This is a genomic window from Streptomyces gobitricini (assembly GCF_039532985.1).
GTDB lineage: Bacteria > Actinomycetota > Actinomycetes > Streptomycetales > Streptomycetaceae > Streptomyces > Streptomyces gobitricini.
Genome location: NZ_BAAASR010000024.1, coordinates 1 through 23870 on the forward strand (window position 1 = coordinate 1; position 23870 = coordinate 23870).

Sequence of the window (23870 nt, forward strand, 5' to 3'; positions counted from 1 at the left end):
GACGGGCCGGCGGCGCGCGGGGGCACCGCGCGGAGCGCCGGGGCCGGGGGCGGGCCGGTCGCCCGGAGCGCCGGGCATTCCGCGGGCGCCGTCGTCGGGGTGGCCGATCCGCGGCGGGGGGTGGGCGGCCTCGCGGAGGCGTGGCGGGAGGCGACGTCCGCCGCGCGGGCGGCCATGGCCCAGCCGCGGCTCGGGCCGCTGGCCCCGTGGGCGTCGATCGGCCCGTACCGTCTCCTGACCGCGCTGCCCCCGGCGCCGCCGCACGACCGGGCGGTCCGCGCGCTGCTCGCGCCCGCCCACGCGGAACTGGCCCGCACCGCCGAGGTGTTCCTCGACAACGCGGGCCAGGCGGGCCGCACCGCGGCGGCCCTCGGCATCCACCGCCAGACGCTCTACTACCGCCTTTCGCGCGTGGAAAACCTCACCGGCCTGGATCTCGACGAGGGCGGGGACCGCCTCCTGCTGCACATGGCCCTGAAGGCGGCCCGCCTGTGAAGCACCTCGTCACCGTGCAGTGGGTCCACACGGCGTGGACCAAGGCGTCACGCGGCGGTGAGGCCGCCGCCCGGCGCCATGCCCTCCCCGAGGGATTCACCCTCCCGGGTGACATCGATGGGCCGTTCACGCACTGCGTCCGCATGGACGAGTGGCGCGACTTCGTGCCGGAGGCGTCGGCGCGGGCGTTTCGCGACACCCCCGTCCGCCTGCTGGAGCGGGACGGACGACTGACCGTGCTGCCCCGGGTGGACCCGCTCCACGGCGTCCCGCCCCGGCGCCGCCGCCCGCCCGCCGTACGGCTGGCGCCGGGCGAGTGGCTGCGGTGGCGGCTCAACCACCGGTTCAGTTCGGCGCTCGGCATCCGGGGCTGGACGTACTGGCTGGACACCTTCAACATCGCGTACGGGCCGGTCGGCCCCGAGGTGTTCCTCGGCGAACCGGTCCGCCTCGTCGACGAGACCGGCCCGGTGCGCTGAGGCACCGGGCCGGTCCCGGGACAGATCGTGCTTGTGATCGTGACCGTGATCGTGATCGTACGAACGGTCAGGTGAGGTTCACCGAGCGGGCGGACGTCGCGCCGATCTCCTCGGCCACCTCGGTCAGCACGTGCTGCGGGACGGTGTCGTCGACGGTGAGGACCGCGAGGGCCTCGCCACCCTCCGCGGCGCGGGCGACCTGCATGCCCGCGATGTTCAGGCCGGCCTGGCCGAGGATGCGGCCGACGGTGCCGACGACACCCGGACGGTCCTCGTACCGCAGGACGACCATGTGGTCGGCGAGCGCCAGGTCGACGTCGTAGTCGCCGACGGCGACGAGCTTCTGGAGGTGCTTGGGGCCGGCGAGCGTACCGGACACCGCCACGTCCTCGCCGCCCGACAGGGTGCCGCGCACGGTGACCACGTTGCGGTGGTCGGGGGACTCGCTCGACGTCGTCAGCCGCACCTCGACGCCCCGCTCCTGCGCGAACAGCGGCGCGTTGACGTAGCTCACCGTCTCGTCGACGACGTCCTCGAAGACGCCCTTCAGCGCGGACAGTTCCAGCACCTTGACGTCGTGCTGGGTGATCTCGCCGTACACCTCGACGTCGAGCCGGACCGCGACCTCGCCCGCCAGCGCGGTGAAGATCCGGCCCAGGCGCTCGGCGAGCGGCAGACCCGGCTTGACGTCCTCGGCGATGACACCGCCCTGGACGTTGACGGCGTCGGGGACCAGCTCACCGGCGAGGGCGAGACGCACCGAACGGGCCACCGCGATACCGGCCTTCTCCTGCGCCTCGTCCGTGGACGCGCCCAGGTGCGGGGTGCAGACGACCTGGTCGAGCTCGAACAGCGGGGAGTCCGTGCAGGGCTCCTTCGCGTACACGTCCAGGCCCGCGCCCGCGACCCGGCCCTCCTTGAGCGCCGAGTACAGCGCCTCCTCGTCGACGATCCCGCCCCGCGCGGCGTTGACGATGCGCACGGCCGGCTTGACCTTGTGCAGCGCCTCGTCGCCGATCAGACCGAGCGTCTCGGGGGTCTTCGGCAGGTGGACGGTGATGAAGTCGGAGACCTCCAGCAGCTCGTCCAGCGTCAGCAGCTTGACGCCCATCTGCGCGGCGCGCGCCGGCTGTACGTAGGGGTCGTAAGCGACGATCTTCATGCCGAAGGCCGACATGCGCTGGGCGACCAGGACACCGATGCGGCCGAGGCCGACGACGCCGAGGGTCTTCTCGCTGAGTTCGACGCCCGTGTACTTGCTCCGCTTCCACTCGCCGTTCTTCAGGGCGGTGTTCGCCTGGGGGATGTTGCGCGCGGTGGCGACCAGCAGGCCGCAGGCCAGCTCCGCGGCGGTGACGATGTTGGACGTCGGGGCGTTGACGACCATCACGCCGGCCTTGGTGGCGGCGGAGACGTCGACGTTGTCCAGGCCCACGCCCGCGCGGGCGACGACCTTGAGCTTGGCGGCGGCGGCGATGGCCTCGGCGTCGACCTTGGTGGCGGAGCGGACCAGGATGGCGTCCACGTCGGCGATGGCGGGCAGCAGTTCGGCTCGGTCGGCGCCGTTGCAGTGCCGGATCTCGAAGTCGGGGCCGAGCGCGTCCACCGTGGCGGGCGACAGCTCTTCAGCGATCAGTACTACCGGCTTCTTGGGGGGATGCGAGCTCACGTGGGTCCTCACAAGTCCAGTGCGGACGGCCGTCCCGACGGCCGCAGGCGGTGGAGGGGCTTGCCGCGTGGAAGACGCACGACGCTGTGGGCCTGACGCGTATGTGTTGAGAAGTGTAGTGGTGGCGGGTGCCGTCTTTTCCGCCGTGGCGGAAGGATCACCCGTCCGTGGTTGGACACTGGGTCCAATGCGGACGGGCGGGTCCGGACAGCCTGTCCGGACCCGCCCCGCGGGGCTTACGCCTCCTCGTTGTCCACCCAGCTCATGAGCTTGCGCAGCTCCTTGCCGGTGGTCTCCAGCAGGTGCTCGGAGTCCTGCGTCTTGTACTCGTCGTACTTCTTCAGACCGCCGTGGTACTCGTCCATCCAGTTCTTGGCGAACGTGCCGTCCTGGATCTCGGCGAGGACCTTCTTCATCTCGGCCTTGGTGGCGTCCGTGATGATCCGCGGGCCGGTGACGTAGTCGCCCCACTCGGCGGTCTCGGAGACCGACCAGCGCATCTTCTCCAGGCCGCCCTCGTACATCAGGTCGACGATCAGCTTCAGCTCGTGGAGGCACTCGAAGTACGCGATCTCCGGCTGGTAACCGGCCTCGACCAGCGTCTCGAAGCCCGCCTTGACCAGGGCGGAGGTGCCGCCGCACAGCACGGCCTGCTCACCGAACAGGTCGGTCTCGGTCTCCTCGGTGAAGGTCGTCTTGATGACGCCCGCGCGGGTGCCGCCGATGGCCTTCGCGTACGAGAGCGCCAGCTGGAACGCGCTGCCGGTGGCGTCCTGCTCGACGGCGGCGATCGCGGGGACGCCGCGGCCCTCCTCGTACTGACGGCGGACCAGGTGACCCGGGCCCTTGGGGGCGACCAGGGCGACGTCGACGCCGGCCGGCGGCTTGATGAAGCCGAAGCGGACGTTGAAGCCGTGGGCGAAGAACAGCGCGTCGCCGTCCTTCAGATTGCCCTTGACGGACTCCTCGTAGACCTGGGCCTGGATCGGGTCCGGGATCAGGATCATGATGACGTCCGCCTCGGCGGCGGCCTCGGCGGGCGTGACCACGCGCAGGCCCTGCTCCTCGGCCTTCGCCTTGGACTTGGAGCCCTCGTGCAGACCGACGCGGACGTCGACACCCGAGTCACGGAGCGACAGCGCGTGGGCGTGGCCCTGGCTGCCGTAGCCGATCACCGCGACCTTGCGGCCCTGGATGATGGACAGGTCGGCGTCGTCGTCGTAGAACAGCTCGGCCACTGGGTCTTCTCCTTGGTGTGCTGATGTTGCGTCCCACCGTACGGCGGGGAGGGATGTGGAGGTTGGGGGGTCTCGCTACGCGGAACGGTCCAGGGCCCGGAGCGAGCGGTCCGTGATGGAGCGGGCGCCACGCCCTATGGCGATCGTGCCGGACTGGACGAGCTCCTTGATGCCGAACTGCTCCAGCATCTTCAGCATCGCGTCGAGCTTGTCGCTCGAACCTGTCGCCTCGATGGTGACCGCCTCGGGCGAGACGTCCACGGTCTTGGCGCGGAACAGCTGGACGATCTCGACGATCTGGGAACGGGTCTCGTTGTCGGCCCGGACCTTCACCAGGACGAGCTCGCGCTGGATCGCCGCGCTGGGCTCGAGTTCGACGATCTTCAGGACGTTGACCAGCTTGTTGAGCTGCTTGGTCACCTGCTCCAGCGGCAGGTCCTCGACGTTGACCACGATGGTGATGCGGGAGATGTCGGGGTGCTCGGTGACACCGACGGCGAGCGAGTCGATGTTGAAGCCGCGGCGGGAGAACAGGGCGGCGATCCGGGCGAGGATGCCGGGCGTGTTCTCCACCAGGACGGAGAGCGTGTGCTTGGACATGTTTCTGACTCAGCTCTCTCTCAGTCGTCTTCGTTGTCGCCGAAGTCGGGGCGGACGCCGCGGGCGGCCAGGACCTCGTCGTTGGAGGTCCCGGCGGCGACCATGGGCCAGACCTGGGCGTCCTCGTGGACGATGAAGTCGATGACGACCGGGCGGTCGTTGATGGCGTTCGCCTCCTGGATGACCTTGTCCAGGTCCTCCGGGCGCTCGCAGCGGATCGCCACGCAGCCCATGGCCTCGGACAGCTTCACGAAGTCCGGGACGCGGGTGCCGGCGCTGGGCTGCCTGCCGTCCGCCTCGGGGCCGGAGTGCAGCACGGTGTTGGAGTAGCGCTGGTTGTAGAAGAGGGTCTGCCACTGGCGGACCATCCCGAGCGCGCCGTTGTTGATGATCGCGACCTTGATCGGGATGTTGTTCAGCGCGCAGGTGACCAGCTCCTGGTTGGTCATCTGGAAGCAGCCGTCGCCGTCGATGGCCCAGACCGTGCGGTCCGGCATGCCGGCCTTGGCGCCCATGGCGGCCGGCACGGCGTAGCCCATGGTTCCGGCGCCGCCGGAGTTCAGCCAGGTGGCGGGCCGCTCGTAGTCGATGAAGTGGGCGGCCCACATCTGGTGCTGGCCGACGCCGGCCGCGTAGATGGTGCCCTCGGGGGCGAGCTGTCCGATGCGCTGGATGACCTGCTGCGGCGACAGACTGCCGTCCTCGGGCTGGTCGTAGCCGAGGGGGTAGGTGTCGCGCCAGCGGCTGAGGTCCTTCCACCAGGCGCTGTAGTCGCCGGTGTTGCCCTCGGTGTGCTCGGCCTGGACCGCCTGGACCAGGTCGGCGATCACCTCGCGGGCGTCACCGACGATCGGCACGTCGGCGGTGCGGTTCTTGCCGATCTCCGCCGGGTCGATGTCCGCGTGGACGATCTTGGCGAACGGCGCGAAGCTGTCCAGCTTGCCCGTGACGCGGTCGTCGAAGCGGGCTCCGAGGGCGACGATCAGGTCAGCCTTCTGGAGCGCCGTGACGGCGGTGACCGCGCCGTGCATGCCGGGCATGCCGACGTGCAGGGGGTGGCTGTCGGGGAACGCGCCCAGCGCCATCAGGGTCGTGGTGACCGGGGCCTGCGTCAGCTCGGCGAGCACCTTCAGCTCGGCGGTGGCGCCGGCCTTGAGGACACCGCCGCCGACGTACAGGACGGGGCGCTTGGCCTGGGTGATCAGCTTCGCGGCCTCGCGGATCTGCTTGGCGTGCGGCTTGGTCACCGGGCGGTAGCCGGGCAGGTCCAGCTGCGGCGGCCAGCTGAAGGTGGTCCTGGCCTGGAGGGCGTCCTTGGCGATGTCGACCAGGACCGGGCCGGGGCGGCCGGTGGAGGCGATGTGGAACGCCTCGGCGATCGTCCTGGGGATGTCCTCGGCCTTGGTGACCAGGAAGTTGTGCTTGGTGATCGGCATGGTGATGCCACAGATGTCCGCCTCCTGGAAGGCGTCCGTGCCGATCGCCTTGGAGGCGACCTGACCCGTGATCGCGACGAGCGGGACGGAGTCCATGTGCGCGTCGGCGATCGGGGTGACCAGGTTGGTGGCACCGGGGCCCGAGGTGGCCATGCAGACCCCGACCTTGCCGGTCGCCTGGGCGTAACCGGTCGCCGCGTGGCCGGCGCCCTGCTCGTGTCGGACGAGGACGTGCCGGACCCGGGTGGAGTCCATCATCGGGTCGTACGCGGGGAGGATGGCACCGCCGGGGATGCCGAACACCGTCTCGGCGCCCACTTCCTCGAGAGAACGGATGAGGGACTGCGCACCCGTGACGTGCTCAACGATGGCGGAGTGCTGTCCGCCGGTACGGGCCCGCGGCTGCGGATGGTGGGCCCCGGTGGCCTGGTCGGTCATCGGCATTCTCTTCTCGAAGCTGAGGGTTTTCGCGAGGTTTAGCTGGTTTGGCGGGAAGCCAGTGCAACAAAAAACCCCTCGTGCCGTGAGGCAAGCGAGGGGAGCGCGCCGGTGTGGGTCTGCAGGGCCGTCATCGGGCCGTGCTCAGCCGACGCGCTTTCCAAGTACGAGAATTCGGGTGTGCATGGCATTGACCCTCCCTCCGGCGCACCGTCAGTGTCAAGTGGGTGGGACGCGAGTCTCACTATGTGAGCGGACGGGGTAGGGCGAACGCATGCCCGGAAGGCCACCCGGAAGGGCGGTGGGCACGCCGTTGGGCACCGTGCTGGCAAGCCCCCCGGGCAGCGCCGCGCGAGCCCCTCCGGCCGCCCCGCGCGCGGCGCCCGACCGGCCGGGCGGAGCGCCCGAGCCGCCGGGAAGGCCGTCGGACCGGTGCCCGTGACCACCAGGCGCCCCGCCGGACTGAGCGCCCGAGCCGCCGGGAGGGGCGCCTGGTTGGTCGCGGCGAGCGGCGTCGCGGGCCTCGCCCGGACGGGCGGCGGGGTGAGCGGCCGGGCCGCCGCCGGGTGGAGCCGTGCCCGACAAGTCGGCGGGAGCGGACGGGGGGCGGGAGCCGCTGGGCGGCGTACGCGGCCGGTCGCCGGCCGGGGCGGCCGGGACGGCGGCGGGGCCGGTGGGCGGGGTGTCCGGCATGTCACCGGAGCCGGCGCGGCGGGCTGACCCGGGCGGAGCGCCCGGGGCGCCGCCGAGGACGGTGGCCGGTCCGTGACCGGGCAGGGGCACGGACAGGGCTCCTGGCGCGCCACCGGGTCCGGTGGAGCCGAGGACGGGGCCCGGGCGGCCGGGGCCGGGCGCGGGGCCCGGCAGGGAGCCGGGGGACGGGTCGGGGAAGGCGTTCGACGCGGTGCTCGGAACGCCGTTCGGGAGGGCGGCGCGGGAACGGGCGCCCGGCAGTGCGCTCTTGAAGGTGGCGGGCAGGACACCCGGCAGGATGCCGGGACGGGCACCCGCGGCGAGCGCGGGCGGCACGGCCCCGCCGGGCACCGGGAACGCGCCGCGCGCCAGGGCGCGGCGGAGCCGGTACTCGTCGAGGGGGCCCGAGAAGGCCGTTCCCTGCCCATGGGTGCACCCCATCGCGCGTAGCGCCAGGACCTGCTCCGGTACGTCCACACCGTCGGCCACGGACTGCATACCGAGGTCACAGGCGATACGGAGCAGCCCGCTGGTGATCTTGTGCAGCCGGGCCGATTCGACGACGCCCTCGACCAGGCCCCTGTCCAGTTTCAGTATGTCGACAGGGAGCCGCCTGAGCGCGTTGATCGCGGCATATCCGCTGCCGAATCCATCGAGCGCGACACGCACGCCGAGCGCGCGCAAGGAGGCGAGGCGCTGCTCCAGCTCGTCGAAGGAGATCCGCGGGTCACTGTCGGACAGCTCGATGATCAAAGACCCGGAGGGGAGCCGGTACTTGGCCAGCAGCGCCTCGATCATGCCGAGCGGCATGGACCTGTCGACCAGCTTGTGCGCCGGGAAGCGGACCGAGACGGGCACGTGGTGGCCGAGCCTGCCGCGTTCGGCCGCCTGCCCGACGGCCTCTTCGAGGAGCCGGCTGTCGAACTCGGCGGTGCGCTCGGACTCCTCCGCGCCCCGGAGGTGCTCGGCCGGGGCGCACAGGGCCCCGCTGGCGGAGCGCCGGCGGGCCTGGGCCGCGACGGCGGTGATCCGGCCGGTCGCGAGGTCCACCACCGGCTGGTACAGGAGCACCGGCTCGCCGTCCCGGGCGCCGGTGCGCGCCCGGGTGGCCGGTTCCGTACGGCGTCCGACGTCCGCCTGCATGTGGGGCGCGTACAGCTCGACGCGGTTCTTGCCGCCCGCCTTGGCGCGGTACATGGCGAGGTCGGCGTTGCGCAGGAGGTCCCCGGCACCGATGCCGGCCTCGGCGAACGCGACGCCGATGGACGCGGCGACCCGCACCTCCTGGCCTTCGATCCGGTACGGCTGCGAGAGCGTCAGCCGCAGCCGGTCGGCGATCTCCAGGACCTGTGGCTCACGGGCGGACGGGTCACGGCCGCCGTCACCGAGGATCAGGGCGGCGAACTCGTCACCGCCGAGGCGCGCCGCGGTGTCACCGGCGCGCACCGAGTCCTGGAGCCGGCGGGCGGCCTGGATGAGCAGTTCGTCCCCCGCCTGGTGGCCGAGCCGGTCGTTGACGCCCTTGAAGCCGTCCAGGTCGATGAAGAGCACGGCCGTGCCGGCGTCGCCCGCCCGGCGTCCGCCGAGCGCCTGGCGGACCCGCCGGGTGAACAGGGCGCGGTTGGGCAGGTCGGTGAGCGGGTCGTGCTCCGCGTTGTGCTGGAGCTGCGCCTGGAGGCGGACCCGTTCGGTGACGTCCCGGCTGTTGAAGATCAGGCCGCCCTGGTGGCGGTTGACGGTGGACTCGACGTTGAGCCAGTCGCCGGTGCCGGACCTGAACCGGCATTCGATCCGGGTGGTGGGTTCCTCCGACGGTGGAGCGGCCAGGAACCGCCGCACCTCGTGGACGACGCCGCCCAGGTCCTCGGGGTGGATGAGGGAGGCCAGCTCGGAGCCGATGAGGTCTTCCGCGTCCCGTCCGTACACACCGGACGCGGCCGGGCTGACGTAGCGCAGCACTCCGTCGGGCGCGGCGATCATGATCACGTCGCTGGAGCCCTGCACCAGGGACCGGAAGTGGTTCTCCTTCTGGGCCAGTTCGTGCGTGAGGGCGATGTTGTCGAGGAGCATGATCCCCTGGCGTACGACCAGGGCGAGCACGACCGTGCAGCCGGTGAAGACGACGACGCGGTCCACCGTGCGGTCCTCGATGACGTTGTAGAGGATGCCGAGCGTGCAGACCGCGGCCGCGAGGTAGGGCGTGAGGGCGGCCAGCGACCCGGCGACGGGACGGCTGTGCTGACGGGGCCCGCGCGGCGGGCCGGAGTTCTCGAGGGCGCGGTTGGCGCCCCAGGGGGCGTAGGCCAGGAGCAGTGAGCCGGCGAACCAGCCCGCGTCGAGGAGCTGTCCGGACCGGTAGTGCTCGCGCAGCGGCGGCGAGGTGAACAGCGCGTCGCACAGGACGGTCAGGGCGAGCGCGGCGATCGCCGTGTGGACGGCCGAGCGGTTGGCCTGGGTGCGCCTGAAGTGCAGCGCGAGCACCATGCTCACCAGCACGATGTCCAGCAGCGGGTACGCCAGGGAGAGCGCTGCCCGCGCGACGCTCTCGCCCTCGAAGTGGGCGGTGTGGGCGAGTGCCAGGCTCCAGGACAGGGTGAGCAGCGATCCGCCGATCAGCCAGGAGTCCAGGGCGAGGCAGATCCATCCGGCCCGGGTGACCGGCCGCTTGGCGAGGACGAGCAGCCCGACGATGGCGGGCGGCGCGAAGAGCAGGAAGAACAGGTCGGCCACGGAGGGCTGCGGCACCTCGCGGTCGAGCACGACCTCGTACCACCCCCAGACGGTGTTGCCGCCGGCCGCCATCGCGGAGGAGAACGCGAACAGCAGCCAGGCCGGGGCGAAACAACTGCCACGCGTGCGTGCGTACACGAAGCAGGAGACCGCGGCGGTCAGCGCGGCGGCGCTGAGGCCGAAGTCGCCCATGATCAGGGCCATTTCCTCGGAGCCCCAGCCGATCGCCGACCCGGTGGCGTAGCTTCCGCACAGTACGGCGAGGAGCAGTTGGCAGCGCATGCCGCCGGAGCGGGCCTCGCCGGCGGGGGCGCCGCCGCTCGGGGTGTCACCGGCCCCGCCGCCCGTGACCGGCGGCCGCTCGATGAGCGCTCCCGGGGCGCTCACGGGGACACCCCCGTGAGCGGCTCCGGGCGGTGCGGGTGCCGGGAGGTCGTCGACGACCGTCGTACCGACGGCGGCGGCGCCGGGCTCCACCTCGCCTCCGGCTTCGGGTCCGGTGTGAGATCCACTCCCGGCTTCGGGTCCGGTGTCGGACCCGGCTCCGGCTCCGGCCTCCGTGACCGGGACGCGGTCGGGGGTCGCAGTCGGCTGCCCCGTCGCGTCGGTTCGTACGCCCATCGACCGTGCATCGCCCGTCGCCCCCCTCGGATTCTGATCGGCAATCACGTCGCTCCCCTGCGCCGGTTCGTGCTCGACGCGGCCCCCAGATCGGGACGATACACCAGGATCGTCACTCAGGGACAGGGGTGTTCTACGCTGCGTAACGATCATCAGTGTTATGGGCACGGAGGGCGCCCATTTCGCTTCGGAGCGTGGTCAGGAGGTGGTGAGGACGATATTCCGCATCGGCGCGCGCTCGGCGAAACGGGTGAGCTGGCCGGCGATGAGGCGCTTCGCGCGGGGCATGAACGCCGATGTGGAACCGCCCACGTGCGGACTGATCAGAACCCCGGGGGCGTGCCACAGCGGGTGCCCCTGGGGCAGCGGTTCCGGGTCGGTGACATCGAGGGCGGCGGTGATCCGGCCGCTTCCGGTCTCGGTCAGGAGCGCCTTGGTGTCGACGACCGGGCCGCGGGCGACGTTCACCAACAGGGCGCCTTCCTTCATCGCGGCCAGGAAGCCGGCGTCCGCGAGGTGGTGGGTGTCAGGGGTCAAGGGCGTGGACAGGATGACGACGTCCGCCTCGGGGAGGAGAGCGGGGAGATCGGCGAGCGCCTGCACGGGACCGCGCTCGGTGGTGCGCGCGGAGCGCGCGACGCGCGCCACCCGCGCGCACTCGAAGGGCGCGAGCCGGCCCTCGATGGCGGCGCCGATCGATCCGTACCCGACGATCAGGACGGACTTGTCGGCGAGCGCCGGGTAGAAACCGGCCCGCCACTCCTCCCGGTCCTGGCCGCGTACGAAGCCGGGGATGCCGCGCAGCGACGCGAGTATCAGCGCGATGGTCAGCTCGGCGGTACTGGCCTCGTGGACGCCCTTGGCGTTGCACAGGACCACGCCCGGCGGCAGCAGGCCGAGACCCGGTGTCACATGGTCGGTCCCCGCCGAGAGCGTCTGGACGACGCGCAGTGAGGTCATCGCGGACATCGGGCGCACCGCTGTCTCGCTGCCCTTCATGTAGGGCACCACGTAGAACACGCAGTCGGCCGGGTCGGCCGGGAAGTCCGGGCCTCCGTCCCAGAAGCGGTAGGTCAGGCCGGACTCGGCCGGGGCGGGGAGCCCGGCGATCTCGTCGGCAGGAATGGGGAGCCACACGTCAGCAGTCATGGTCAGGAGGTTAGTTTGGGGTGCGGCACGAGGAGGGGTACGGGGAGTTGGAGCGCAGGACGATCGGGGCGACGGCGCTCGAAGTAGGTGCGGTCGGCCTCGGCTGCATGCCGATGAGCTGGGCCTACAGTGCCTCGCGACAGCGCGGTGACCGCTCCCTGCGCACTGTGCACGCCGCGCTCGACGCCGGGGTGACGCTGCTGGACACGGCCGACATGTACGGGCCGTTCACCAATGAGCTGTTGCTGGGCCGGGTGCTGAGGGAGCGGCGCGCGGAGGCCTTCGTGTCGACGAAGTGCGGGCTGCTCGTCGGTGAGCAGCACATCGTGGCCAACGGCCGGCCCGGGTACGTGCGGCGGGCGTGCGACGCCTCGCTGCGGCGGCTCCAGACCGACGTCATCGACCTGTACCAGCTGCACCGCCCCGACCCCGAGGTGCCGATCGAGGAGACCTGGGGCGCGATGGCGGAGCTGGTGACGGCGGGGAAGGTGCGGGCGCTCGGGCTGTGCGCGATGGCGGTGCGGCACTCGCGCCGGGGCGCGGCGGGCGCGCCCCGGGCGGATCTCTACGACGGAACGATTCGGCAGCTGGAGCGGGTGCAGCAGGTCTTCCCGGTGAGCGCGGTGCAGGCCGAGCTGTCCGTGTGGTCACCGGAGGCACTGCGGCGGCTGCTGCCGTGGTGCGTGTCCCGTGGCGTGGGGTTCCTGGCGGCGATGCCGCTGGGCAACGGTTTCCTGACCGGGACACTCACACCGGGCGGCGGATTCGAGCCCGAGGACCTGCGGGCCCGGCACCCCCGGTTCACGGCCGAGATGATGGCCGCGAACCAGCCCATCGTGGTGGGGTTGCGGCGGGTCGCGGAGCGGCACGGTGGCGCGGCGGCCGGGGTCACCCCGGCACAGGTGGCGCTGGCGTGGGTACTGGAACGGGGCCGGCACATCGTGCCGGTGCCGGGGACGAAGCACGAGCGGTGGGCGGTGGAGAACGCGCGGGCGGCCGGACTGTCGCTGACCGCGGAGGACCTTGCGGAGATCGCGGCTCTGCCACCGGCGAGAGGGTCGTGGGACTGAATTCCCGGCGCCGGCGGGTGTATCAAGGGTGGACACGCGGCTCACACCGCCGTTGAAGGGATCGGAACTGTGCGACGTCCTGCTGTGACGGCCGTGTCGGCCGCTGCCGCCCTGCTTCTCGTGGCCGGGTGCTCGTCCGGAGCGGGCGGGCGCCCCGGGGACGACCGGAGCGCCGGATCGCGGCCGGCCGCCTCGGCCCCGCCGTCGGGCTCACCGTCCCCGTCGGGGCCGTCCGCACCGCCCGCGAAGGGCGCGGTGGCGGTCGTCTCCACGCTCACGGAGGGGCTGAAGTCGCCGTGGGGCCTTGCCGCCCTGCCGGACGGCGACCTGCTGGTCTCCTCGCGCGACGAGGGGACGATCACCCGGGTGGACGGGGAGAGCGGCGCGAAGACGGTGATCGGCTCGGTGCCGGGGGTGGCCCCGGCGGGCGAGGGCGGCCTCCTGGGTCTCGCGCTCTCGCCGGCGTACGCCTCGGACCACCTGGTGTACGCGTACTTCACCACCGAGTCGGACAACCGCATCGCCCGCATGCTCTACGACGAGAAAAAGCCGGCCGGTCAGCAGCTGGGGGCGCCGGACACGGTGCTGCGGGGCATCCCCAAGGGCACGATCCACAACGGCGGACGGATCGCGTTCGGCCCGGACAAGATGCTGTACGCGGGCACCGGTGAGACCGGAGACACCGGCCTGGCGCAGGACGAGGACTCGCTGGGCGGGAAGATCCTCCGGATGACCCCCGACGGGCAGCCGGCGCACGGCAACCCCGCCGAGGACTCGGTCGTCTACTCGTACGGGCACCGCAATGTGCAGGGGCTGGCCTGGGACTCGGACAAGCGGCTGTGGGCGTCGGAGTTCGGGCAGAAAACCTGGGACGAGTTGAACCTGATCGAGCCCGGCAAGAACTACGGCTGGCCGAACGCGGAGGGCAAGGGCGGCAGGTCCGGTTACGTCGACCCGGTCGCCCAGTGGCGGACCGCCGACGCCTCCCCCAGCGGTATCGCCGTCGCACAGGGCTCGGTGTGGATGGCGGCGCTGCGCGGCGAGCGGCTGTGGCGCGTCCCGCTGGCCGGGGCGGAACCTTCGGCGGACCCCCAGCCGTTCCTGGAGGGGCGGTACGGCCGGCTGCGCACGGTGCTGGCGGCGGGCGGCGACAAGCTCTGGCTGGTGACCAGCGAGACGGACGGCCGGGGCACACCGGAACCGGGCGACGACAAGATCCTCCAGCTGGAGGTGGAGTGAGAGGCGGCAGCCGGTGTTCAACCTCATGGAGCAGCTCTTCGCGCCGGGCCGCAAGCACACGGACGACGAGCGCCGGCGGCTGGAGCTGACGCGGGAGGACGCGGCCGATGGAGACCCGGCACGCGGCCCGATAGACCTCGCCTCCGGCACGGTCACCATCCGCGCCCCCCGGACCACCGGCGCTCCCGGCGCGGCTGACGCTCCTGGCGCGGCCGGCGCGTGACGCACCGCGTGCCCTGGCCCGGGGGGCGCGGGCAGGTGGGCGGACGCGCGGGCAGGTGCGAGCGGGCGGCCACGGTGGCCGGGCGCCGCGGCCGGAGTAGGGAGCCGACCGGGCGGCCCCAGGGCCCGGCAGCGGCCGAGGGCCAGGAGCCCGGCGGGCGGGCCCCCGGGGCGGCGCAGGGGCACGTGAGCGACGTAGGGAACCCGGGACGGCGCGGAGGCCCGGCGCATGGTGCGCCCAGGTGGAGGGGCTGGGCCGGTGCAGGGCGGGCAGCCGGCCGCCGGGGCAGGCCGCCGATCGCCATGTCCCGTGGGTCCGGCGCAACGCCCGTCCGCAGGGGCTCCCGAGCGCCCGCGAGCGTAGGCCCGGCGCCCGAGGCACAAGATCCCGCCGCTATGAGCGGAACGGCGGTCCGGGGGGTGCCCGGCGTCCCTCGCCGGGGCACCCTGCCACCGTGCGGGGCCGGTCGCGGGCGGGGCACCTGCCCGGCGCGGAAACGCGGGGCGCGGGAGCGGGGGCGCCCGGCCGGCGGGGCGGCCGGCGTCGACGGGGGTCAGGCGGGGACGCCCGGGAGGAGGCGCAGGCGGTGGGCGAGGGCGGCGGCTTCGCCACGGCCCGAGACGCCGAGCTTGGCGAGGATGTTGGAGACGTGCACGCTCGCCGTCTTCGGCGAGATGAACAGCTCCTCCGCTATCTGGCGGTTGGTACGGCCCGCCGCGACCAGGCGCAGGACGTCCTGTTCGCGGGGTGTGAGCCCGAAGCCCCCGTCCGTCGGCTCCGGGGCGGCGGCCTCCGGGGCCCCGAGGGACAGGCGGGCGCGGGCGGCGAGCAGTTCCAGGTCCTCGCGCAGCGGGCGGGCGCCCAGGTGCGCGGCGACGAGGTGGGCCTCGCGGACCAGTTCGGCGGCCCGCTCCCGGTTGCCGCCCCGGGCGAGCAGCGCGTCCGCCCAGCGGTGCCGGGCGCGCGCCAGCTCGTACGGGCGCTCAAGGGGGCCGAGGGCGGCCACGACCTCCGCCCAGCGGTCGGCGTCGTCGCAGCCCTCGGCGCGGGCCAGCTCGGCGGCGACGAACAGCGCGTACGCCTGCCACACCGGGACGGGGGTGGCGAGCCGCTTGGCGTGGGCGCGGATCAGCGCCAGCGCTTCGGGGCGGCCCTCCTCGGTGGCGGGCAGCCCACGCGCCTCCGCCTCCGCCGTGGCGGCGACGAGCAGCAGCGGCCACGCGTACCGGTGGCTGCCGACCGCGAAGCCGCCACGCGCCGTTTCGGCGAGACCGGTCCGCACGTCGGCGACACGGCCCTGCGCGGCGGCCACCGCCAGCTCGGTCCGGGCCAGCGGCAGCAGGTACTGGTTCATCGGGTCGTGTGTGCCGTACGCCTCCCGGGCCAGCGCCAGGTGCTCGGCGCCGCCGGCCAGTTCGCCCCGGAGCGTGGCGAGTTCGGCGCGCCTCAGATGCGCTCCGGCGCGTGGCTTCGCGCTGTAGGCGATGCGCTGGAGCCGGCGCGCGCCCTCGCTCGCCTCGTCCCAGTGCCCCAGCGACATCTCCGACTCGACCAGGTTGACCAGCACCCAGCCCTCGTTGTCACGCAGCCCCGACCGGCGTGAGTACGTGAGCCCCTCCAGGGCGATCCGGACCGCGTCGCGGGAGCGCCCGACGCCCTCCAGGCTGGAGGGAATGTTGACGTAGGCGCGTCCTGCCTCGTTCCGCACGCACAGCTCGCGGGCGCGGTCGAGGACCGCGTGCATCTCCGCGAGACCGGCCTCGATGTCGCCCGCGTCGACCATCAGGCCGCCGAGGGTGAGGCGGGCGTTGAGCTCCACCGGCTCGGCCCTGACCAGGCGGGCGTACTCGACGGCCCGCTCGGCCGCGGCGAGGCTCTCCGGGCCCGGCGCGTGCAGCATGCCCCAGCCGGCGGCCACGGCGAGGACCTTGGCGTGGACGGCGGACGGAGGCAGGCCGCGCACCAGCTCCTGCGCGGTGGCCAGCTCGGCCCAGCCGTCGCCCCGGCCGAGGTTCGACATGAGCCGGGACCGCTCGGTCCAGAACCAGGCGGCGCGCTGGGGGTCCTTGCCGCCCGAGGCGACGGCGGGGTCGCTCTCCTCGTCGAGGAGCCGCAGCGCCCTCTTGGCGATCTTCAGGGCGCGCTCGCGCTCGCCGCACAGCCGCGCGGCGACGGCCGCCTCGGCCAGCAGGTCGAGATAGCGCAGCGGCGTGGTGTCGGGGCAGCCGCACGCCGGGTACGCCTCGGCGTAGTCGATGGGCCTGAGGGACGCCCGTACGTCCTCGGGCACGTCGTCCCACAGCTCCATGGCCCGCTCCAGCAGCCGCAGTTGCTCGGCGTGGGCGTGACGCTTGCGGGCCTCGACGGCGGCGCGGAGGACGACGGGCAGCGCCTTGGCGGCGTCGTGCGCGTGGTACCAGTAGCTGGCGAGGCGGGTGGTGCGCTCGTCGGCCCGTACGAGACCGGGGTCGGCCTCCAGCGCCTCGGCGTACCGCCGGTTGAGGCGGGAGCGCTCGCCGGGCAGCAGGTCGTCGCTGACGGCCTCGCGCACCAGGGAGTGGCGGAAGCGGTAGCCCTCGCCGTCGGGCACGGCGAGGAGGATGTTGGCGTTGACGGCGGCGCGCAGCGCCTCGATGAGGTCGTCCTCGGGCAGCCGGGCGACGGCGGTCAGCAGGCCGTACTCCACGGTGGAGCCGCCCTCGGCGACGATCCTGGCGACCTTCTGGGCGTCCTCGGAGAGCCGCTCCACGCGCACCAGCAGCAGATCGCGGAGCGATTCGCTGAGGCCGCCGGACCCGCGGCCGTCCTCCTGGCAGACCACCAGCTCCTCGACGAAGAAGGCGTTGCCGTCGGAGCGGCGGAAGATGTCGTCGACGAGGGCGGCCGCGGGCTCGGCGGCCAGGATGCCGGTGAGCTGGCGGTGGACCTCCGTGCGGTTGAACCGGGGCAGTTCGATGCGGCGCACGGTGCGCAGGCGGTCCAGCTCGGCGAGCAGGGGCCTCAGAGGGTGGCGGCGGTGGATGTCGTCGGCGCGGTAGGTGGCGACGACGACGAGCCGGCCGCGGTGCAGGGTGCGGAAGAGGTAGGCGAGCAGGTGGCGGGTGGAGGTGTCGGCCCAGTGCAGGTCCTCCAGGGCGAGGACGACCGTGCGGTCGGTGGCGATGCGCTCCAGGAGGCGGACGGTCAGCTCGAAGAGCCGGGCGGTGCTGTCCTCGTTGTACGGCTCGGGGCCGGCCGCGTCGCCCAGTTCGGGCAGGAGCCGGGCCAGTTCGCCCTCCTGGCCCCGCGCCGCGGCGGCGAGCTCGTCGGGAAGCGTGCGGCGCAGGGCGCGCAGCGCGGCGGAGAACGGCGCGAACGGCAGGCCGTCCGCGCCGATTTCGACGCAGCCGCCGACGGCGACGACGGCGCCCCGGGCGCACGCCTCGCCGAGGAACTCCTCCAGCAGGCGCGTCTTGCCGACGCCCGCCTCGCCGCCGACGAGCAACGCCTGCGGCTCTCCCGCGGCGGCGCGGGAGAGCGCTTCGGTGAGGGCGGTCAACTCACCGGCTCGGCCGACGAATACCGGACTGACGGACCTGTTCTCCACGTCGCCGAGCATCGCACAGCCCTCTGACAACGCGGCACTGGTTATCGGTACGACGGCCATGGCCGGGGGCTTCCGTCCGTCACGCGGCCGTCGCGAACCGGTCGTGGTCGGTGTTCACCTGCCCTTCGGAGGCGTGGTCGCCGGACCGGCGGTCGAGGGAGCGGCGGGCCTTGCGGGCCGCCCTGGCGAGGTTGACCAGTCGCTGGGCGTCGGCCTCACGGAGGAGTTCGGCGTGACGGGCCTGCTGGAGTTCGTACGTGAACATCTGCTTCTCCCTGGTGGAGTCGGAGGGTGTGGTGATGCCTCGACTCTCGTCCACCAGGGGGTGGCGCCGCATCGGGAGACTGCCGCATCTTGACCGGCGCGGGGTCCTTAGGCGTGCTCACGAGGTCCTCAGTCCGGCGCGGCACGGCGTGGCTGAGGACGCCCGGCGCTTCCGAGGACCTCGGGAGCCGGTGCCGGACTACGGGCCAGCAGTCCGCCGCGTGTCCGTCGCCGGACGCGGTCCCGTAGTCCCCGCGACCGGCGGCCGGCGCGCGGCCCCGGGCTCCGCCCCGACCGCGCTCACCGTCCCGGGCGTGGTCGCCCCGGGGGGCGTCCTGGGACTCGGGCGTGGACGGAACCATCGGGGGCCCGGCGCCGTCAGTCGGCACCGGCGTCGGTGCCGGTCGTGGACGTCATGGGGACGTGCCCGGCGCGCTGGGTGCCGTTTCCGAGAGGCCCCTTAACGCGCCGCTTGGCGTGCCGCGCGCCACTCCGGGGCCAGGACGGACCACACCTCCATGTCGTGCCGTACGCCCCGGTAGGGGTAGCTCTCGCGGAGGACGCCCTCCTTGGTCATGCCGAGCCGCTCGGCGACGGCGATGCTCGCGGTGTTCGCCGAGGAGACCTGCCATTCGACGCGGTGCATGCCACGCTCGAACACCGCCCAGTCGATCAGGACGCGGACCGCGCGGGTGACCAGGCCCCGGCCTGACGCCGACGGCTCCAGCCAGCAGCCCGCCTCGCAGGTCCCGGTAGCGGTGTCCATGACCCGCAGCATGACGCCTCCGACCAGGGTGCCGTCCAGCCGGATGCCGAAGATCCGGCCGGTGTCGGCGGCGGCCTTGTCGGCGTACGCCTGGAGGAAGGCCCGCGACGACTCCAGGTCGGTGCAGACGGTCGGGAGCGCGACGTACCGCCCGATGTAGTCCCTGCCCCGGTCCATGTGGGCCAGATACTCCTCGGCCTGCCACGGCTCCAGCGGCCGCAGCTCGGCTCCGTCGTCACCCAGGGATATCGCGAACACCGCCGTGGCCCTCCGTGGCTCAAGGCACGAGCTGTCCGTCGTCGCTCGCGCGCTGCCACGGGATCTTCGCATGATCGGTATCGCGGCACTCGGGGTTTTCGATGCTGATGCGCGGCAGGACGCGGTCGAGCCAGGCGGGCAGCCACCAGTTGGCGCCGCCGAGCATGTGCATGAGCGCCGGAACCAGGAGCGTACGGAGGACGAACGCGTCGAGGGCCACGGCGGCCGCCAGACCGATGCCGAACATCGCGATGACCCGGTCGCCGGAGAGGACGAACGCCAGGAAGACCGCGATCATGATCACGGCGGCGGAGTTGATGACCCGGCTCGTCTCGGCCAGGCCGACCCGTACGGCCCGCCGGTTGTCACCGGTCTCCAGCCACTCCTCGTACATCCGGCTGACCAGGAAGACCTGGTAGTCCATGGAGAGTCCGAAGAGCACGGACACCATGATCACCGGCAGGAAGGGCTCGATGGGGCCCGCCCGGCCGAGCCCGAGCAGTTCGCTGCCCATCCCCCACTGGAAGATCGCGACGACGACCCCGAAGGCGGAGGCGACGGCGGCCACGTTCATCAGCGCCGCCTTCACCGGGATCCCGATCGAGCGGAAGGCGAGCAGAAGCAGCAGACAGCCCAGGGCGATGACGACGCCGACGAACAGCGGCAGCTTGCCGACGATGACCTGGGCGAAGTCGTCGTAGCCGGCGGTGATGCCACCGACGTACACCTCGAGGGAGGTGCCGTGCTCGGCGGTCGGCAGGACGTCGTCGCGCAGCCGGTCGACGAGGTCGCTGGTCTGCTGGGACTGCGGCGCGGAGTCCGGTACGACGGTGAGGACGGCCGTGTCGCCGCTGCCGCTGTACGTGACCGGGCCGACCGTCTCGACACCGCTGGTGGCGCGCAGGGCGTCGGGGAGCGTGGCGAGGGCGAGCCGGTCGTCGGCGCCGTCGAGCTCGGCGACGAGGGTCAGGGGGCCGTTGACGCCCGGGCCGAAGCCGTCGGCGAGCAGGTCGTAGGCCTTGCGCGTGGTCGACCCGGCCGGGTTGTTGCCCTGGTCGGACGTTCCGAGGTGGAGGCCGAGCGTGGGCAGGGCGAGGACCAGCATGACCACGGCGGCGACGGCGCCGAGCAGCTTGGGGTGGCGCTCGACGAACGTGGACCAGCGGGCGGCGAACCCGGTCGGCAGCTCGGGCTCCGGCCCGTGCTCGACGAGCCGGGCGCGCTCCCGCCGCGACAGGGCGCGCATGCCGATGAACGACAGGAGCGCGGGCAGCAGCGTCACGGACGCGGCCACCGTCAGGACGACCGTGAGGGAGGCCGCGATGGCGACGCCGTTGAGGAAGCCGAGCCGCAGTATCAGCATGCCCAGCAGCGCGATGCAGACCGTGGCTCCGGCGAAGACGACCGCCCGGCCGGTGGTGGCGACGGCGTTCCGGGCGGCTTCGGCGACGGGGAGGCCGCGTTTGAGCCCCTTGCGGTGCCGGGTGACGATGAACAGGGCGTAGTCGATGCCGACGCCGAGGCCGATGAGGATGCCCAGCATGGGCGCGAAGTCGGCGACCGTCATCACGTGGCCCAGCAGCCCGATGCCCGCGTAGGCGGTGCCGACGCTGACGAGGGCCGTGGCGATCGGCAGGAGGCTGGCGGCGAGGGAGCCGAAGGCGAGGAAGAGCACCACGGCGGCGACGGCGACGCCGACGATCTCGGAGGTGTGGGAGGCCGGCGCCTCGGTCACCGCGACGGCGCTGCCGCCCAGCTCCACCTGGACACCGTCGCTCGCCGCCGCGCGGGCGGTGTCGGCCACCGCCTGGATGTGGCCGGGCGGCATCTCGTCGGCGTGCCGGTCGAAGGCGACCATGGCGTAGGCGGTACGTCCGTCCTCGCTGATCCGGCCGGGCTGGAAGACGGGGCCGGAGGTACCGGACGCGCCGGAGGTGCCGGAGGTGCCGGTTCCGCCGGACGCGCCGGGTTCGCCGGACGTGCCGGGTTCGCCGGACGTGCCGGGTCCTTCGGCGGAGCCGGAGGCGCCGCCCGGGGCAGCGTCGCCCTTCGCTCCGGCGGGTGAGCCGCCGGCGCCGTACGGGGTGGTGACGGAGGCGACGCCGGGCAGCTCGGCGATGTCGTCGAGCATCGCGGTCATGCGGCCCTCGACGGCTGCCGCGCGGACGCTGCCCTCGGCGGTGTGCCAGACGATGGTGTCGCCGTCACCGCCCTGGCCGCGGAAGCCGTCCTCCAGGAGTGCGGCCGCGTGGCCGGACTCGGTCCCGGGGACCTCGTAGTCGTTGGAGTACGCGGAACCGGCGATACCGGAGGCCGCCGTGACACCGACCAGGGCGAGAAGCCAGAGCAGGACGGCGGCGAGGCGGTGCGTGATGCACCATCGGGCGATGGCTGCCAACGGGTGTGCTCCCTGAGTGGTTCGTGGTCCTTATCGGGAACTGCCCGTAAAGAACGCAGGACCTACGTCCCGCCACTCTGGCAGCCTAAAGAGATCAATTGTCCGTTTCGTGGCGATACTCACAGCCCCCGGGATCACGGTGCGCGAAAGGCCGGGCCAAGGCTCCGGGCACCGAGCACCGAGCACCGAGCACCGAGCACCGAGCACCGGCTCCCCGCACACCCCTCTGACCACTCAGCCGGATACGCTGGCGCGCCCGTTCTCGATGTGCCCCATCAACCGGCGGCGGAAGCCGTCGGGCCCGGCGATCTCCAGGTCGTACCAGCCGTGCGCGTCCGCGGCGGAGTGCACGACCGTGCGGCTGCGGCCGGCCCTGACGGTGACCTCGCGGGTCCAGTCGGCGAGGTCGGCCTCGTCGACGTAGCCGAGGGGGCGGACGGTGAAGGTCACCGGCCGGTCCCCGGTGGCGGCCAGCGTGAGGTGCAGGTCACGCTCGTGCGGATCGACGCGGGAGGTGACCTCGGCGCCGCCCGCCGCCCGGCCGGCGAACTCGCGGCGGAAGCCGTTCGGTCCGGTGATCGTGAAGCGGTACGCGTCGCCGGTAAGGGGCACCCTCCATTGCGCGGTGCCCCTTACGTCCATGTGCTGGGGGGCGGCGAACTCGCCGGCGTACGGGTACAGCGCGAGGGGCACGCTCGCCTTCCCGGTGTTGCCGAGGGTGACGATCACGGCCCCTTCCCGGAGACGGCCGTACGCGTCGGGCTGGTAGGGCAGAGGCCGCGCGGGCCGGGTGCCGGGCTCCTGGACGGGCATGCTCTGCACCTGTGGCGGCCGCGGACGCCAGCGGCCGGTGAACGGCGGAACGGCGCCCGGCCGCTCCACCTCCGGCTGCGGGCGGCCGCGCCGGAAGTCGAACGCGGACGTCAGGTCGCCGGTGATCCGGCGCCGCCACGGCGTGATGTTGGGCTCCTGGACGCCGGTCCAGGTCTCCAGGAAGCGGATCACCGAGGTGTGGTCGAAGACCTGGGAACAGACGTGGCCGCCGACGGTCCACGGCGAGACGACGAGCAGCGGCACACGGATCCCCAGCCCGGTGGGCAGCCCCTTCCACCGCTCGTCGGTGTCGTCGGCGGGCGGCACGGGCGGCGGGACGTGGTCGAAGAAGCCGTCGTTCTCGTCGTAGTTGATCAGGACGACGGTGTGCCGCCAGACGTCGGGGTGGGAGCCCAGGGCGTCCAGCACCTTGTAGACGAGGGTGGCGGAGGCGACCGGGGACGACGCGCCGGGGTGCTCGGAGTCGACCGCGGAGGGAACGAGATAGGAGACCTCGGGCAGGGTCCCGGCCGCGATGTCCGCCCGGAAGGCGTCGGCGAGGGTGCCGGACTCCACCCGGCGCAGCCCCCGCTCGAAGAGCGAGCGCTCCTGGTCGGTGAGCGTGGCCACCCCGTCCTCCAGGGTGGTGAGGAGCCGGGCCCGCTCGGCGGCGTCGCCGGTGGCGCGCACGGCCGCGTAGAAGGACTCCATGTAGGTGTGGCCCCCGGTCCGGGCGAGGGCCTTATGGGCGATCCGCTTGAAGGTGGTGAAGAACTCGATGTTGTTGTCGGTGAAGTTCTCCCACTCCGTGTACGTCTTCCACGTCCGGCCGGCCTTCTCCAGGCGCTCGGCGTAGGTCGGCCACGGGTAACCGGGGTGGGTGCCCTCGGCGTAGGCGGCGTTGGTGACGGCGCGGCTGCCGTCGGCCTCGTACCCGGTCCACCCGCTCCAGAGGTGGTTGCGGTTCGGGCTGGTGGAGGTGTGGATCGACGAGTGGTAGGCGTCGCAGATCGTGAACGTGTCCGCCAGCTCGTAGTGGAGCGGGAGGTCACGGCGGTCGTAGTACGCCATCGTCGCGGCCGTCTTCGCGGAGACCCAGCCGTCCATCCAGCCGTCCCGCCAGGCCTTGGCGCCGCCGCCCCAGGAGTGGTCGAGGTCTCCGATGTACTGGAGGTCCTTCTTCTGCGTCTCGGCGGCGTCGCGGACGGGGAAGGGCAGGACGGTACGGCCGAGCGGGCCGGGCTGCTCGAACACCGGCTTGCCGGAGGGCAGTTCGACGGCGTTGCGGTCGCCGAAGCCGCGGACACCGCGCAGGGTGCCGAAGTAATGGTCGAAGGAACGATTCTCCTGCATCAGGACCACCACGTGCCTGACCGCCCGCAGCCCCCCGGTGGGCGGAGCGGCGGCCATCGCGTCCCGCAGCGAGGGCGGCAGCAGCGATCCGGCCGCGGCGGCGCCGAGGGCGCCCCCGCCCAGCGCGAGCATCCTTCGGCGCGACATGTCCCGCTGCCGCGAATTGTCCGGTGACAAGCTCGACCTCCCGTCGACGGCCCAATGGTTGCTCTGCGATCCATTGGGCACTACGGGCGGGACGGTAGTGAGGCCGGGTGTCGGCGGGAAGGCCTCGTGACGACGGCGTGGTGAATGTCCAAGGATGCGGGGCGGGGAGTCCAAGCGGTCCGCCCCATTCGCACCACATTCGCAC

Annotated in this window: 15 protein-coding genes and 1 pseudogene; 5 read left to right on the forward strand and 11 right to left on the reverse strand. The window is 72.9% G+C overall.

Annotation, left to right across the window (positions count from 1 at the left end):
* Both ABD347_RS21525 and ABD347_RS21530 read left to right on the forward strand, forming a co-directional pair.
* A partial coding sequence (locus tag ABD347_RS21525) for a PucR family transcriptional regulator (protein WP_344363802.1) occupies positions 1-495 on the forward strand: 495 nt, incomplete at its 5' end.
* Entirely contained in the window at positions 492-974 is a 483-nt protein-coding gene (locus ABD347_RS21530) for a hypothetical protein (RefSeq protein WP_344363803.1), read from the forward strand. The genes ABD347_RS21525 and ABD347_RS21530, both read left to right, overlap by 4 nt.
* A 67-nt stretch (positions 975-1041) precedes the next feature.
* Here ABD347_RS21530 and serA read toward each other — a convergent pair whose 3' ends face one another.
* The 6 genes and pseudogenes from serA to ABD347_RS21560 all read right to left on the reverse strand — a co-directional run bounded on the left by serA (position 1042) and on the right by ABD347_RS21560 (position 11548).
* Entirely contained in the window at positions 1042-2643 is a 1602-nt protein-coding gene (gene serA, locus ABD347_RS21535; protein ID WP_344363805.1) for a phosphoglycerate dehydrogenase, read from the reverse strand.
* A 236-nt stretch (positions 2644-2879) separates the two neighbouring features.
* Positions 2880-3881: a ketol-acid reductoisomerase gene (gene ilvC / locus ABD347_RS21540; protein WP_344363808.1), complete on the reverse strand. Its 1002-nt coding sequence runs from the start codon at positions 3879-3881 to the stop codon at positions 2880-2882.
* 75 nt (positions 3882-3956) lie between these two features.
* Positions 3957-4481, reverse strand: coding sequence for an acetolactate synthase small subunit (gene ilvN / locus ABD347_RS21545; RefSeq protein WP_019889675.1), 525 nt, complete (start codon positions 4479-4481; stop codon positions 3957-3959).
* Positions 4482-4501: 20 nt separating this feature from the next.
* Positions 4502-6361 carry an acetolactate synthase large subunit gene (locus tag ABD347_RS21550; protein WP_344363813.1) on the reverse strand — a complete coding sequence of 620 codons (1860 nt, stop codon included), beginning with the start codon at positions 6359-6361 and terminating at the stop codon, positions 4502-4504.
* A gap of 990 nt (positions 6362-7351) precedes the next feature.
* A pseudogene (locus ABD347_RS21555) lies at positions 7352-10165 on the reverse strand (putative bifunctional diguanylate cyclase/phosphodiesterase); the annotation flags it as partial.
* 432 nt (positions 10166-10597) lie between these two features.
* A complete protein-coding gene (locus ABD347_RS21560; RefSeq protein WP_344363814.1) occupies positions 10598-11548 on the reverse strand; it encodes a 2-hydroxyacid dehydrogenase in 951 nt (316 codons plus the stop codon).
* 47 nt (positions 11549-11595) lie between these two features.
* Here ABD347_RS21560 and ABD347_RS21565 point away from each other — a divergent pair, with 47 nt between their 5' ends.
* The 3 genes from ABD347_RS21565 (at position 11596) to ABD347_RS21575 (ending at position 14080) form a co-directional block, all read left to right on the forward strand.
* Positions 11596-12618 carry an aldo/keto reductase gene (locus ABD347_RS21565; protein ID WP_344364059.1) on the forward strand — a complete coding sequence of 341 codons (1023 nt, stop codon included), beginning with the start codon at positions 11596-11598 and terminating at the stop codon, positions 12616-12618.
* 84 nt (positions 12619-12702) lie between these two features.
* Positions 12703-13857, forward strand: a complete 1155-nt coding sequence (locus ABD347_RS21570; RefSeq protein ID WP_344364061.1) for a PQQ-dependent sugar dehydrogenase — start codon at positions 12703-12705, stop codon at positions 13855-13857.
* A 13-nt stretch (positions 13858-13870) separates the two neighbouring features.
* Positions 13871-14080 carry a DUF6191 domain-containing protein gene (locus tag ABD347_RS21575; protein WP_344363816.1) on the forward strand — a complete coding sequence of 70 codons (210 nt, stop codon included), beginning with the start codon at positions 13871-13873 and terminating at the stop codon, positions 14078-14080.
* Positions 14081-14633: 553 nt separating this feature from the next.
* Here ABD347_RS21575 and ABD347_RS21580 read toward each other — a convergent pair.
* The 5 genes from ABD347_RS21580 to ABD347_RS21600 all read right to left on the reverse strand — a co-directional run bounded on the left by ABD347_RS21580 (position 14634) and on the right by ABD347_RS21600 (position 23665).
* A complete protein-coding gene (locus tag ABD347_RS21580; RefSeq protein WP_425575729.1) occupies positions 14634-17726 on the reverse strand; it encodes a helix-turn-helix transcriptional regulator in 3093 nt (1030 codons plus the stop codon).
* Positions 17727-17745: 19 nt separating this feature from the next.
* Complete coding sequence (locus ABD347_RS21585) at positions 17746-18003, reverse strand: hypothetical protein (RefSeq protein WP_344363817.1); 258 nt, start codon at positions 18001-18003, stop codon at positions 17746-17748.
* Between the two features lie 387 nt (positions 18004-18390).
* Positions 18391-18954, reverse strand: coding sequence for a GNAT family N-acetyltransferase (locus ABD347_RS21590; RefSeq protein WP_344363818.1), 564 nt, complete (start codon positions 18952-18954; stop codon positions 18391-18393).
* A gap of 19 nt (positions 18955-18973) precedes the next feature.
* Positions 18974-21352 (reverse strand): MMPL family transporter, encoded by a 2379-nt coding sequence (locus ABD347_RS21595; protein ID WP_425575730.1) that lies wholly within the window; start codon positions 21350-21352, stop codon positions 18974-18976.
* A 234-nt stretch (positions 21353-21586) separates the two neighbouring features.
* Positions 21587-23665, reverse strand: coding sequence for a phosphocholine-specific phospholipase C (locus ABD347_RS21600; RefSeq protein ID WP_344363820.1), 2079 nt, complete (start codon positions 23663-23665; stop codon positions 21587-21589).
* Positions 23666-23870: the final 205 nt, after the last annotated feature.